Below are 13,355 nucleotides of genomic sequence, written 5' to 3' on the forward strand. Positions count from 1 at the left end.
CGAGCAACCCCAACCATCGGAGGTTACCATGACCACGTCGGCCAAAATCCTGCAAATCAACTACAAGCTCAACGGGCCGAGGGCCGAGTATGAGAGAGAAAACCTGCCCTATGCTGAACCCATCGCGAACATACCTGACCTGCGTTGGAAGGTCTGGATCATGAACGAGGCCCAAAGCGAAGCTGGCGGGATCTACCTCTTCGATAATGACACCGCAGTGCAAGCCTTCTTGAACGGGCCAATTGTTGCGGAGATGAAAGGTGATCCGACGTTGAGCATCAAGGCGTTTGACGTGATCGCAGAACTCACGACCATCACACGTGGCCCGGTGAAGTAGTATTCCCGGAGGGTTGGGAGGGCGCATGTTGCGGCGAAAGCGGCGGCGTATCTTCATGCCAACTCCGATGCCGACGGCATTCGGCATTCCTGAAGGGCACTCGCCTGCGGACTGGGCTCGTGCATGCCAGGCGACTTGACAGCCATCCTACTAGAAGGTAGGTAAGGGCATGAGCAACTTATCCACCTCTGACGATATCCTGGCTTGTGCGCGTTCTCTGATCGTCGCTGGCGGCTATAACGGTTTCAGTTATGCCGACATCGCGGATGTGGTCGGGATTCGTAAGGCGAGCATCCATCACCATTTCCCGAGCAAGGTCGATCTGGTCCGAAGGCTGGTTGCGCGGTATCGGGAAGAAGCTCAAGCGGGGATGGCGAACCTCGAACTTCAGATATCCAACCCGCTCGAACAGCTTCGGTTCTATGTTGGGTATTGGGAAGCCTGCATCGCGGACGCCAGCGCTCCGTTTTGTGTCTGCGCGCTGTTGGCAAGCCAGCTCCCCGTCCTGCCCGAGGAAGTTGGCCTGGAGGTCCGGGCGCATTTCCGCTCCGTGTCGAAGTGGCTGACATCCGTGCTGGAGCGCGGCGCGCGGCAGGGCCAACTTCAACTGACGAGCACCCCTCGTGCCGAGGCCGAAGCGTTCATGGCGACGGTTCACGGCGCGATGCTTACGGCGCGGGCCTATGGCGATCCGAAGATATTCGCGGTCGTGACAGGCCCGCTCCTGGAGCGACTCGCTCCAGGTACGATCCCAGATCTCAAATAACCGTGGCCGTGATCGCTCTGCGACGTTTGTCGAGAGCCTCTACCTACTAGTCGAAAGGACGAGACGATATGTTTGGAATTTCACCACTCGGCTGGGTGCATACGCTCGGCAGCCTGCCTGCCATTCCGCTGGCTGTATATATGTTTGCCCGTCACCGGCGGATCGTGCCTCGGTCGAGGCCCGGCGCCGTCTACTTCGTCTCGATGCTGGTTGGCGCGGCCACGGTGTTCCTCGTCGCGCATCAACCGGTGAGCTACGGGATTGGCGCGGCAACGATCCTGCTGCTGCTCGCCGGATACGGCATCGGTCGTATTTCGAGCTTTGGGCGTGCGGGAAAATATCTCGAAACAATCTTCCTCAGCCTGACGGCATTTCTGCTGATGTTGCCGACCGTTACCGAAATCCTGCGCCGTGTTCCAGATGGCCATCCCTTGGTCACCGATCTGAACTCACCGCTTCTCCTCGGCTCGCAAGCCAGTCTTCTTGTCATTCTCATCGTTGGCTTGACAGCCCAGATCATCCATTTGCGCAGGCAAGGCAGGCTCGCGGCATTCGCCTCGCCAGCCAAGATGCCCGCCGAATGATGTGGGTGGGCGGACAATGCGAAGAGGCCAAATGGGTTCGCCGGCATCTTGGTGAGCTTGCCTGAGCGTTCGTAGGAAATCGCCGTAGGGCAAGCGCGTCCGAATGCGTTCTCGTTGGTCACCCTCCGGTCTGAGGCAGAAGACATCTGAAGGCCCGCGAGCCGCCCTGGCGCCTTTAGTGCAGAGAGGTCGTCGCGAAGACCGTGAGAATGCAGGACGGGAATGGGGGCGGCGAATTCCCGCTCGCGCAACCTTCGAGCCCCTTGCAAGACTTATCCAAGGTAGCCGCATTTGGATTTCAGGCCACGTCGCTCAAGGGGCGATATTTTGGATTTGGACTAACCGTTAAATGCGCCGACGTCGGTAAGCTGAACTCAAGCGACCACTGCCAAGCCCGGCGAAGCGCGCAAGCGAGCTATGTCGCGCGCCGGCGGTTCGCCAAAGTGGCGGCGATATTCGCGGCTGAACTGCGTCGGGCTTTCGTAACCCACGTGGAAGGCGGCAGTCGTGGCGTCGATGTCCTGGACCAGCATCAGGCTGCGCGCGTCCTGGAGCCTGAGCTGCTTCTGGAATTGCAGCGGCGTCATCGCCGTCACGGCGCGAAAATGCTCGTGCAGGCTCGACGGACTCATGCCTACTTCCGCGGCAAGCCGCTCGATGCTGAACCGTTCCCGGAAGTTCTGCCCGATCCAGGCGATGGCGCGGCCGACCTGGGCCACCCGACCCTGGCTGGAGGTGATGTGGCGCATCCTGGCACCGTCCGGGCCGGCGAGCAGGCGATAGAGAATTTCCTGCTCGGCAAGCGGCCCGAGCACGGGCAGCGCCGCCGGATCGTCGAGCAGGCGCAGCAGGCGAAGGACCGCGTCGAGCAGACTGGCGCCGGCGTCGGACACCGTTTTGCCTATGGGCGGAGAGGGCGCTCCCGGCGGCGGCGGCACGCGCAACGCCAACTGCCCCAGCATGACCGGATCGAAATCGAGGCACAGGCAGAGATAGGGCTTGTCGGGCGTCGCCTCGACCACCTGGCCCGTCACCGGCAGGTCGTGGGTCACGATGCCATAGCGGCCCGGTGCATATCTGAACACGCGGTCGCCCAGCGTGACCTCCTTTTGCCCCTGCGCGACGAGGCACAGTTGCGGCCGGTAAACATTCGGCATCGGCATCGTCACCGTGGAGGATTGAACAAGCGTCACACGTTCGATCGAAGTAGCGTGGAAGCCATCCTTCGAGACGTGCCGGGCAATCACGGCGGCGATTTCGGTCAGTGTTTCCATGAAACGGACCATCGCACGCGCGCGGAAGGGCGGCAATGCGAACCCGCGGCTTCTGGAGGATTGGGCAGCAATCCCGGCGCATCGGGCTAACGGTTCGGCGTCGCCGCGCATCACTGTGTCGGCAGCGCCTAGGTCACAGCAAACCTGGCTGCAGAACAAGTATGGAGCGAACATGACAATCGATAATCTGAAGATCCCCACGGTCGCACTCGGGACCTGGGCCTGGGGCGACAGCGGCGAGACTGGCGACGGCTACTTTGGCAGCCACTCACTCAGGCTGGCCTGGAAGAGGTCGCGGACAAGGCGCATGCGGCCGGGTTCACCCTGTGGGACACCGCCCTTGTGTACGGCATGGGCCGATCAGAAGCCGTGCTCGGGGAGGTGCTGAAGCGCTACGCCCGCGACGACTACCGGCTCTCCACGAAGTTCACCCCGCAGGCCGCGGCGACCAGCGATGATCCGGTGGCGGACATGCTGGAGCAGAGTCTGGCACGCCTCGGCACCGACTACATCGACCTCTACTGGATTCACAATCCAGCAGATGTAGCACGGTGGACTCCGCACCTGATCCCGTTGCTGAGAAGTGGGAAGGTCAAACATGTGGGCGTCTCGAATCACAAGCTGAGCGAAATCGAGCTCGCCAACCAGATCCTCGGAGAAGCCGGGTTCCGGGTCGAGGCCATCCAGAACCACTATAGCCTCCTCTACCGCAGCTCTGAGGATGCCGGCATCATGGACTACTGCCGTAGCCGGGGCATCCCATTCTTCGCCTATATGGTGCTTGAACAGGGCGCCTTGGCCGGCAAGTACAGTCCGGAGAACCCGCTGCCGGAAGGCAGCAGCCGGGCGGAGACTTACAATGGTATGCTGCCTCAGTTGAAGGCGCTGACGGACAAGCTCGCCTCGATCGGCCAGAAGCAGGGCGCCGCAGCTCCCGATGTCGCGACAGCCTGGGCTATCGCCAAGGGCGCGACGCCGATCATCGGCGTCACCAAGCCCAACTACATCGATGGTCTGGTCCGAGCCACCAGCATGACGCTCTCCAGCGACGACATTGCAGAGCTGGAAGCTCTCGCTGACGCCGCAAACGTGAACACCCGCGGCTGGTGGGAAAAGGAGATGCAGGTTTGAAGCTCCGCGGTCCTAAGACCTCGGACCGCCGCTTCGAGCAATGCGGCAGGCGATCGTCTCGTTCCGCGGGATGATCGCCTGTGACCGAGCAGGTTGCCGGTTGACTCCATCTGATTGTGCGGGTGCTCAACCGAAGCGCCGATCCTCCGCTGCAGTTCTTCCTGCCGAACGAATCCATCCGACGATGCAAACCGTTTCAAATCGGCCATTCGAAACGATGGGGTTCGGCTAAACATCTGAAAATGTTGGCGCGCCCGAAGAGATTCGAACTCCTGACCCCCAGATTCGTAGTCTGGTGCTCTATCCAGCTGAGCTACGGGCGCGCAACAGGCCGTGTAAGACACAAGCCCCGCAATCCGGTCGAGACGGCCGGCCGCGATGTGGAGTGTTCCCTAACGACTGAATTTCGGAAAAGCAAGCCGATCCGGCAAAAGTTTTGTCGCAGGTGTTTTCAGGACGACATTCCCGCGGAATTCCAAACCGGGAGCGTCTTCCCGGGCTTGCCGAGGTCAAGCGGGACGGCGCAGGCCATTACGCGCCTGGTCGAGGCGCACCGGCTGGTCGGGGATGGTGACGGCGAAAACCGTGCGGCCGCCGATCGATTCGACCAGCTCCACCGTGCCGCCATGGGCGCGGATCAGCTCATAGGCGATGGCCAGGCCAAGACCGGTGCCGCCGCTGCGCGCCGAGCCGCGGAAGGCGGCGAACAGATTTTCGCGCGCCTTGGGCGGCAGGCCGGGGCCGGTGTCGGTGACGGTGATGCGGCTGACGCTGCCGATACGCTCGGCCGAGACGGCGAGACGGCGCACCACCGCGCTCTCGGTATCGGCGGCCATCGCCTGCACCGCGTTGCGGCAGAGATTGGTGAGCACGCGGAAGAGCTGGTCGGAATCGGCGTCGACCTCGAAGGCATGTTCGACGGCATTGATGAATTCGATGCCTTCCTCAATGTCGAGCAAGCCGTGCACGTCGTCGACAAGTTGGCGCAGCCTGAGCCTGCGGCGCGACGGTGCCGGCTCCTGGGTGCGGCCATAAGCGAGCACGCCTTCCGAATAGGCGACGGCGCGGTCGAGCGCGCGGAGCAGCTTCGGCGCGAAGGACTGCACGGTCGGGTCCTTCACCTGGCGCAGGCGGTCCGACATCAGCTGCGCGGAAGCGAGGATGTTGCGCATGTCGTGGTTGATCTTCGACACGGCGAGACCGAGGTCGGCGAGGTGCTTCTGCTCGGAAAGCATTTTTTGCAGCCGATCCTGCATCTGCGCCAGCTCGCGCTCGGCGACGCCGATCTCGTCGGCGCGCTCCGTCGGGCAGATGATGCGCCCGGGATCGTCGGGCGCCTCGGAGAAGGACAGGATCGAGCGCGTCATGGTGCGGATCGGGCCGATCATGATCAGATCGATCGCCGCATAGACGAGCATGGCGGTGAACAGCGAGATCAGCAGCGAGACGACGGCGACGTTGCGCGAATAGCGCAGCATCGCATTGCGCAGGCTGCGGTCCGGCATGATCAGCTCGAATTCCTTGTCGCTGTCGCCGACCGGGCCGAAGACGCGCAGCATGCGGTTGCCGCCGGCGAACAGCGTTTCCAGCGCGCCGGTCATGCCGTTGACCAGGCCGACATTGGCGATGTCAATATGCTCGTCGACCTTCGGCGGCATGTCGGCCACGACCAGCAGCCGCGAGACACCGCCGTCGCGCACCGCGATCGCCTTGACGCCGATCGCCATCAGCACGTCGTTCTGGGCCGTATGTGACAACGAGTTGGGCTCGCCCTGCAACAGAACGATCGAGACGGCGGCGGCGGTGCTCAGCCGCTCCTTCAGCCAGTTCACCCGGTAGCTGGCGATCCAGGGCAGGAAGATCAGGATTTCGGCGAGCAGCACGAAGACGATGGTGAGAAGCAGAAGCTTGGTCGACAAGCCGCGCGACAGCGGCACGCGGCGCGGCGAGCTCTCAGCCGCCGGGCGTGCCTTTTCATCCGTGGACAGGACTTCACTCGTCATGACGCGGTTTTCACGAGGCTTGATCGGACAAGGTTATGCGATTTGCGGCTTTTTTGCCAATTTCGCCCCTGGCGTCGTGAAAAAATACCTCTGGGCGGGCCGGATTGACTTCCAAAATCCTTCTTTCTATAAGCCCGCTCACGCTCGGGCCATCCGTCCCGGCGCGGTTTCGATCGCGCCTAAAACCGGCCCGGCAAAGCTCCTGTTACAGAGTGACAGAATCAAGAAGGGCCGCACGCCGCGGTATTAAAACAAATGAAGCGTACCTACCAACCGTCCAAACTCGTCCGCAAGCGCCGGCACGGTTTCCGTGCCCGCATGGCCACCAAGGGTGGCCGCGGCGTCGTCGCAGCCCGCCGCAACCGCGGCCGCAAGCGGCTCAGCGCCTGAACGAAAGACGAGATCGTTGCCCGCAACCGGCAAGCCAAAGGGAATAACTCCCGGGCGGCTTCTGAAACGCGCGGATTTCCTGGCTGTGCGCGGCGGCGAGAAGCGCCGCGGGCGGCTTTTTCTCGTCGAGGTTCTCGACCGTGGCGACGACAGTGCGCCACGCGTCGGCTATACCGTCACCAAGAAGGTCGGCAACGCCGTGATGCGCAACCGCGTCCGGCGGCGGCTCAGAGAAGCCGTTCGCACGCATGCCGCCGATGACATGGCGCCCGGTAATGACTATGTCATCGTCGGGCGCGAAGACGTGCTTGCCGTTCCGTTCGGCCAGTTGAAGGCCGAGCTTTCCCGCCGACTGCGCGGAACACGATAGGCTTTCGATGGAAAACAACCGCAATTTCTTCATCACCATCGCGCTGTCGGTGCTTATCCTGACGCTGTGGCAGGTGTTCTACATGAACCCGCGCATGGAGCAGCAGCGCGAGCAGGCCCGCATCGAGCAGCAGCGCGCCGAAGCGCAGAAGAAGGAAGCCGGCGGCACCGCCAACTCCGGCGCGGCAGGCACGCAGGCTCCGTCGCCGGGCACCGTTCCAGCCGCGCCCGGCGGCGAGGCCGTGACCGCGGCCAACCGCGATCAGGCGGTTGCGGCGTCGAAGCGCATCAAGATCGACACGCCGAGCCTCGAAGGCTCGATCAACCTCACCGGCGCGCGCCTCGACGACCTGAGGCTGAAGCACTACCGTGAGACGGTCGACAAGAACTCGCCTGAAATCGAGCTGCTCAACCCCTCGTCGCTGCCCAACGGCTATTTCGCCGAGATCGGCTTCGTCGGCAACGACAAGACCGGAGCGGTGCCGGGCGCGGAGACGGTGTGGACCGTCGACGGCAATCCCACGCTGACGCCGACGACGCCGGTGACGCTGACCTACACCAACGACAAGGGCCTCACCTTCAAGCGCACCATCTCGGTCGACAACGACTATATGTTCACCGTCTCCGATACCGTGCAGAATTCGGGCAGCGCCCCCGTCTCCTTGTTCAACTACGGCCGCGTCACCCGCTACGACAAGCCGGCTGTCGCCAGCACCTATGTGCTGCACGAAGGACTGATCGGCTATACCGGCACCGAAGGCCTGCAGGAGCACAAATACGCGGCGATCGAGAAGGACAAGCAGTTCCAGCCAGGCAAGTCGACCGACGGCTGGCTCGGCATCACCGACAAATACTGGGCGGTGACGCTGGTGCCGACCGAGAAGCAGCCTTTCCAGCCGCGCTATGCCTATTTCGAGGACGGCCGTCATCGCTACCAGTCCGACTTCCTGACCGACCCGATCAATGTCGAGGCCGGCCAGTCCGCGACGGTCGAGACCGAGCTGTTCGCCGGCGCCAAGGAAGTCGCCAAGATCAACGCCTATGAGGAAGACCGCCACATCAAGCGCTTCGACCTGCTGATCGACTGGGGCTGGTTCCACTTCATCACCAAGCCGATGTTCTGGCTGATCGACACGCTTTACAAATTCTTCGGCAATTTCGGGCTGGCGATCCTGGCCACCACCGTCATCGTCAAGGCCATCTTCTTCCCTTTAGCCAACAAGTCCTACGCGTCGATGGCGAACATGAAGAAGGTGCAGCCGAAGATGCTCGAGATCCGCGAGAAATACGCGGACGACAAGATGAAACAGCAACAGGCGATGATGGAGCTCTACAAGACGGAGAAGATCAATCCGCTGGCCGGCTGCTGGCCGGTGGCGCTGCAGATCCCGGTCTTCTTCTCGCTCTACAAGGTGCTCTACATCACCATCGAGATGCGGCATGCGCCGTTCTTCGGCTGGATCCACGACCTTGCGGCGCCCGATCCGACCTCGGTGTTCAACCTGTTCGGCCTGCTCCCCTTCGCGCCGCCGGCCTTCCTGCCGCATCTGGGCGCCTGGGCGGTGGTGATGGGCATCACCATGTTCCTGCAGATGCGCATGAACCCGGCGCCGCCGGACCCGACGCAGGCCCAGATATTCACCTGGATGCCGGTGATCTTCACCTTCATGATGGGCAGCTTCCCCGCCGGCCTCGTCATCTACTGGGCCTGGAACAACCTGCTCTCGATCCTGCAGCAGGGCGTGATCATGAAGCGCCAGGGCGCCAAGATCGAATTGTGGGACAATCTGGCGGCGATGTTCCGCAAGAAACCATCGCCGGCGGAGTAGCCGGCGCCGACCCCCGAAATACCAAAACCCCGGCATGTCCGGGGTTTTTGTTGGCCGATATCGTTCAAACCTTCGGACGGAAACGCGCGGCTTGCCTTTGGAATTCGCTTGGCCCCGCGAAACTCCAGCCCGGTGCGTTTCGTAGCTTTCCGGTCCTCCCCAACAAGGCCGCGGCGGCTTCCGGCGCAGCGTCGCCGGTGTTTGGGAGGCCGTCCGGCAGGCCGGGGTCCCGCGCTGCTTCGCAGGACCCCGGCTACGCGGGTAGACCGCGCTGGCGCATGTCCATATAAGCTGCGCGCTGCAAGGCGGACGGAGCAGCCCATGACCGGACCCAATCCCCACATCAAGCATCCGATCGCGATGCATCCGCGCGTCGGCTTCCTGAAGCCGCTGGTCACCGCGCCAAACATCGAGATCGGCGACTTCACCTATTACGACGATCCCGAAGGGCCGGATAAATTCGCCGAGAAATGCGTGCTGCATCACTATCCCTTCATCGGCGACAGACTGATCATCGGCAGGTTCTGCGCCATTGCCGAGGGCGCACGCTTCATCATGAACGGCGCCAACCATTCCATGTCCGGCTTCTCGACCTACCCGTTCAACATTTTTGGCCATGGCTGGGAGGAAGGTTTCGACCCTGAGACCTGGTCGAAGGAGATCCGCGGCGACACGGTCATCGGCAATGACGTCTGGATCGGCATGGATGCGGTGATCATGCCCGGCATTGAGATCGGCCACGGTGCTATCGTCGCCGCAAAATCGGTTGTCACGCATGACGTGCCGCCCTATGCGATCGTAGCCGGCAACGCGGCAAAGGTGGTGAAGATGCGCTTCGACGAATTCACGGTGCGGCGGCTGTTGAAAGCGGAGTGGTGGGACTGGCCGGTCGACAAGATCAGCCGCAACCTCGATGCCATCCGTGGCGCCGACATTTCAAAGCTGGAGGCCGCCGTTTGAACGCGCCGGATAAAACCACGAGCGAAACTGCAATAAGTCCGGACCTGTTCACCCGGGCGTGGATCTTCATCCGCGGCGTGCCGTCGATGAAGTTCCTGCCGCCGGAAGGACCGCCGGAGATCGCCTTTGCCGGCCGCTCCAATGTCGGCAAGTCGTCGCTGATCAACGCGCTGGTCGGCCAGAAAGGCCTGGCGCGCACCTCGAACACGCCGGGGCGCACGCAGGAGCTCAACTATTTCGTGCCGGACGGCTTTTCCGGCGAAGGCGCCGACCTGCCGCCGATGGCGCTGGTCGACATGCCGGGCTACGGCTATGCCAGCGCGCCGAAGGACAAGGTCGACGCCTGGACGAAGCTGATCTTCGAATATCTGCAAGGGCGCGTGACGCTGAAGCGCGTCTATGTGCTGATCGATGCTCGCCACGGCATCAAGGCCAAGGATGAGGAAGTGCTGTCGCTGCTCGACAAGGCGGCGGTCTCCTACCAGATCGTGCTGACCAAGACCGACAAGATCAAGACCGCCGGCGTGCCGAAGCTGATCGAGGAGACGCTGGCCAAGATCAAGAAAAGGCCGGCGGCGTTTCCGACAGTGCTCGCGACCTCGTCGGAAAAGGCCGCGGGGCTCGACGAGCTGCGCGCCGCGATCGCGCTGGTGGCGAACGGCGGCTGAGCGGCTCTCGCCTTGGAGCGGGGCAGCCGCGTATGGCGCTCCCCCTCACCCAGCCTCCGCTTCGCTCGGCTGACCTCTCCCCGAGGGGAGAGGAGATTGCCGGCGCTGGCGCCAGTCTCTTCTCCCCGACGGGGAGAAGGTGGCCGCGAAGCGGCCGGATGAGGGGCTGGCGCCGCCATATGCGATTGCCCTGCCCGAAAGCGCATCAGATCGAACACGACGGGCAGGACCAGCCGTGGCTTTGACCCGCCCATCAAGTCCCGCTCAATCCGTCTCGTCGCGTTCTGCCGCATGGTCCCGCCGACCGGCGAGGATTTCGCGCTTGCCGACATGGCTGGGGGCGCCGACCAGACCTTCCTTCTCCATGCGCTCGACCAGCGAGGCGGCGCGGTTATAGCCGATGCCGAGGCGGCGCTGGATGTAGGAGGTCGAGCATTTCTTGTCGCGCTTGACCACCTTGACGGCCTCCTCATAGAGGGCGTCGCCATCCTCGGCGTCGATCGAGCCCTTGTCGAAGACCGGACCGGTGTCGGCTTGATCTTCCTCCGCTTCCTCGTCGGCGGTGACGGTATCGAGATATTCCGGACGGCCCTGCGCCTTCAGATGCGCCACGACGTGCTCGACCTCCAGGTCGGAGACGAAGGGGCCATGCACGCGCACGATACGCCCGCCGCCGGCCATGTGCAGCATATCTCCCTGGCCGAGCAACTGCTCTGCGCCCTGCTCGCCCAGGATCGTGCGGCTGTCGATCTTCGACGTCACCTGGAAGGAGATGCGGGTGGGGAAATTGGCCTTGATGGTGCCGGTGATGACATCGACCGACGGACGCTGCGTGGCCATGATCAAATGGATGCCGGCGGCGCGGGCCATCTGCGCCAGCCGCTGGATGGCGCCTTCGATCTCCTTGCCGGCCACCATCATCAGGTCGGCCATCTCGTCGACGATGATGACGATGTAGGGCATCGGCGCGAGGTCGATCTCGCGCTCCTCGAACAGCGGCTCGCCCGTGCCCTTCTCGAAGCCGACCTGCACCTGCATGACCACGACCTCGCCCTTGTCGCGGGCGCTTGCCGCGCGCTGGTTGTAGCCGTCGATGTTGCGCACGCCGAGGCGCGCCATCTTGCGGTAGCGCTCCTCCATCTCGCGCACCGCCCATTTGAGCGCGGTGACCGCTTTCTTGGAATCGGTGACGACCGGCGTGAGCAGATGCGGGATGCCGTCATAGACTGAGAGCTCGAGCATCTTCGGGTCGACCATGATGAGGCGGCATTCCTCCGGCTTCATACGGTAGAGCAGCGACAGGATCATGGTGTTGATGGCGACCGACTTGCCCGAGCCGGTGGTGCCGGCGACCAGCAGATGCGGCATCTTGGCAAGGTCGGCGATGACCGGCTCGCCGCCGATCGTCTTGCCGAGGCCGAGCGCCAGCCTGCAGGAGGTATTGCGAAAGCCGGCCGATTCGATCAGCTCGCGGAAATAGACCGTCTCGCGTGTCTCGTTGGGCAGCTCGATGCCTATGACGTTGCGGCCCGGCACGACGGCGACGCGCGCCGAGATGGCCGACATGGAGCGGGCGATGTCGTCGGCCAGCCCGATGACGCGGCTGGATTTGACGCCCGGCGCCGGCTCGAACTCGTAGAGCGTAACGACCGGGCCTGGCCGGACGTGGATGATCTCGCCCTTGACGCCGAAATCCTCCAGCACGCTTTCGAGCAGGTCGGCATTCTGCTCCATCCGCTCCTGCGACATGTAGAAGCCCTGGCCCTCCGGCGGCATCTGCAGCAGGTCCTCAGAAGGAAGCTCGTAGCCGGCCGAGGCGGCCGGCGGCGCGACCTTGCCGGCGACAGGCAGGGAGGGCGCGGTCCGGGCGCTCCTTGCCTTGGAAACCGGCGCGGCGGCGGCCGCTTCCGGCATGCGCTGTTCGGTCTCCACCGAAGCAGGCCGGACTGCAGGCGTGCCGGCCGGTACGGCCATCGGGACCGGGCTTGCGGCAGGCCCATTCGAGCGCCATTCGATGACGCGGTAGAACGAGGTCGCCTCGCCCATGGAAGCCGGGCGGGATGGGCTCGGCTGCACCGGCGTAGGTCTTACCGCCACGGGGGCAACGGGCGGCTGTGCGGGATCGTTCAGGCGTGCCCGCGCCAGACGCTCGGCCAGCAAGGGCATGCTGAACTCGAAAAACGCTTCGTCGGAAAGATAGGACCAGCGGAATTTCGGCTGCGGCTTCTGCGACGGGGTGGCGACCGCCTGCGGCGGCGCGGCTACGACCTGCGACGGCTTGGCAGGAGCAGCAAAGGCTGCAGTGGGAATTGCGCTGACCGGGTTGGCCGCCGTGGGCGCCGGCGGCGCAGGGCGGATGGAATCGCCGATGGGGGCCGCCTTCGCCGGCGCTTCATCGTCCGGTTGCGGTGCGGGCCGCTTGTCGGAATCCGGCGTGCGGGTGAACCGCACATTGGGCGCTAGGAAGAAATATTGCTGCCAGGGCTGACGGCTGAACTCGTCGCCGCCAGCCGAATCGAACGAGGCGGCGTTCGATTCGGCTTCAATCGAATCTCGCAGCGTGACGACCTGCCTCGTCTGCCCCTGCCGCGGCGGGGCCGCGCCATGGTCGCCCGCCTCCGCCGCACGACGGTGATCGTCGTTGTCGTAGGCGGAAGCACCGGAAAGATTGGCACGGGATAAACGCATGGATGTCACACTCGAGACTCATCGACGGAAGCTGTCCCGAGACATAGAAAGCGATGGTTAACAAGACCTTCCAACAGGCTCGGCGAAGGAGCAAGGAGTGGAGACCCTAGGATGGTGTAGCGCCGCGTTCCTTCACACCCCCTCTGGCCTGCCGGCCATCTCCCCCGCAAGGGGGGAGATTGGCAGCTTCAGTGGCGGCGCTCTTCCTTCAACGTAGGCGATTGGCGAAAGCCGCGGTGACATCCGATCTCCCCCCTTGCGGGGGAGATGTCCGGCAGGACAGAGGGGGGGTGCTGTCCCGCCAGCATTTCGGATTTCTGCGCCGCGCCCTTCACTCCGACCAACCGACAGGCGTC

The 13,355-nt window shown here is 63.6% G+C and carries 13 protein-coding genes and 1 tRNA gene; 10 read left to right on the forward strand and 4 right to left on the reverse strand.

Features of this window, described 5'->3' with window-relative positions:
* Window positions 1-28 precede the first annotated feature (28 nt).
* The 3 genes from RFN30_RS16120 to RFN30_RS16130 all read left to right on the forward strand — a co-directional run bounded on the left by RFN30_RS16120 (window position 29) and on the right by RFN30_RS16130 (window position 1,687).
* Entirely contained in the window at window positions 29-337 is a 309-nt protein-coding gene (locus RFN30_RS16120; protein WP_320263073.1) for a YdhR family protein, read from the forward strand.
* Window positions 338-506: 169 nt separating this feature from the next.
* Window positions 507-1,103, forward strand: coding sequence for a TetR/AcrR family transcriptional regulator (locus RFN30_RS16125; RefSeq protein WP_320263074.1), 597 nt, complete (start codon window positions 507-509; stop codon window positions 1,101-1,103).
* Window positions 1,104-1,171: 68 nt separating this feature from the next.
* Window positions 1,172-1,687, forward strand: a complete 516-nt coding sequence (locus tag RFN30_RS16130; protein ID WP_320263075.1) for a hypothetical protein — start codon at window positions 1,172-1,174, stop codon at window positions 1,685-1,687.
* Window positions 1,688-2,061: 374 nt separating this feature from the next.
* On the opposite strand, the gene RFN30_RS16135 is transcribed toward RFN30_RS16130, so the two are convergent.
* On the reverse strand, window positions 2,062-3,072 hold the full coding sequence (locus RFN30_RS16135; protein ID WP_320263076.1) for an AraC family transcriptional regulator: 1,011 nt from the start codon (window positions 3,070-3,072) through the stop codon (window positions 2,062-2,064).
* A gap of 171 nt (window positions 3,073-3,243) precedes the next feature.
* On the opposite strand from RFN30_RS16135, the gene RFN30_RS16140 reads away from it, so the two are divergent.
* The gene (locus RFN30_RS16140; RefSeq protein ID WP_320263145.1) at window positions 3,244-4,092 is read left to right on the forward strand and encodes an aldo/keto reductase; all 849 of its coding nucleotides are present in this window, start codon (window positions 3,244-3,246) and stop codon (window positions 4,090-4,092) included.
* A 246-nt stretch (window positions 4,093-4,338) separates the two neighbouring features.
* Here RFN30_RS16140 and RFN30_RS16145 read toward each other — a convergent pair.
* Window positions 4,339-4,415: transfer RNA gene (locus RFN30_RS16145), tRNA-Arg, on the reverse strand.
* Window positions 4,416-4,601: 186 nt separating this feature from the next.
* Window positions 4,602-6,095 (reverse strand): sensor histidine kinase, encoded by a 1,494-nt coding sequence (locus RFN30_RS16150; RefSeq protein ID WP_320263077.1) that lies wholly within the window; start codon window positions 6,093-6,095, stop codon window positions 4,602-4,604.
* On the opposite strand from RFN30_RS16150, the gene RFN30_RS16155 reads away from it, so the two are divergent.
* The 6 genes from RFN30_RS16155 (at window position 6,094) to yihA (ending at window position 10,311) form a co-directional block, all read left to right on the forward strand.
* Window positions 6,094-6,345, forward strand: a complete 252-nt coding sequence (locus RFN30_RS16155) for a hypothetical protein (protein WP_320263078.1) — start codon at window positions 6,094-6,096, stop codon at window positions 6,343-6,345. The two genes, RFN30_RS16150 and RFN30_RS16155, sit on opposite strands and share 2 nt — an antisense overlap.
* Before the next feature lie 5 nt (window positions 6,346-6,350).
* On the forward strand, window positions 6,351-6,485 hold the full coding sequence (gene rpmH, locus RFN30_RS16160) for a 50S ribosomal protein L34 (RefSeq protein WP_008833937.1): 135 nt from the start codon (window positions 6,351-6,353) through the stop codon (window positions 6,483-6,485).
* A 16-nt stretch (window positions 6,486-6,501) separates the two neighbouring features.
* Window positions 6,502-6,855: a ribonuclease P protein component gene (gene rnpA / locus RFN30_RS16165; RefSeq protein ID WP_320263079.1), complete on the forward strand. Its 354-nt coding sequence runs from the start codon at window positions 6,502-6,504 to the stop codon at window positions 6,853-6,855.
* A 7-nt stretch (window positions 6,856-6,862) separates the two neighbouring features.
* Entirely contained in the window at window positions 6,863-8,683 is a 1,821-nt protein-coding gene (yidC, locus tag RFN30_RS16170) for a membrane protein insertase YidC (protein WP_320263080.1), read from the forward strand.
* A 321-nt stretch (window positions 8,684-9,004) separates the two neighbouring features.
* Window positions 9,005-9,643, forward strand: coding sequence for a CatB-related O-acetyltransferase (locus tag RFN30_RS16175; protein ID WP_320263081.1), 639 nt, complete (start codon window positions 9,005-9,007; stop codon window positions 9,641-9,643).
* Window positions 9,640-10,311 (forward strand): ribosome biogenesis GTP-binding protein YihA/YsxC, encoded by a 672-nt coding sequence (gene yihA / locus RFN30_RS16180; RefSeq protein WP_320263082.1) that lies wholly within the window; start codon window positions 9,640-9,642, stop codon window positions 10,309-10,311. The genes RFN30_RS16175 and yihA overlap by 4 nt, the downstream gene beginning before the upstream one ends.
* A gap of 264 nt (window positions 10,312-10,575) precedes the next feature.
* Here the strand turns inward: yihA and RFN30_RS16185 are convergent, their stop codons facing one another.
* Window positions 10,576-12,999 carry a DNA translocase FtsK gene (locus tag RFN30_RS16185; RefSeq protein ID WP_320263083.1) on the reverse strand — a complete coding sequence of 808 codons (2,424 nt, stop codon included), beginning with the start codon at window positions 12,997-12,999 and terminating at the stop codon, window positions 10,576-10,578.
* Between the last annotated feature and the right edge of the window lie 356 nt (window positions 13,000-13,355).

This window comes from Mesorhizobium dulcispinae (assembly GCF_033977345.1).
Taxonomy (GTDB): domain Bacteria; phylum Pseudomonadota; class Alphaproteobacteria; order Rhizobiales; family Rhizobiaceae; genus Mesorhizobium; species Mesorhizobium dulcispinae.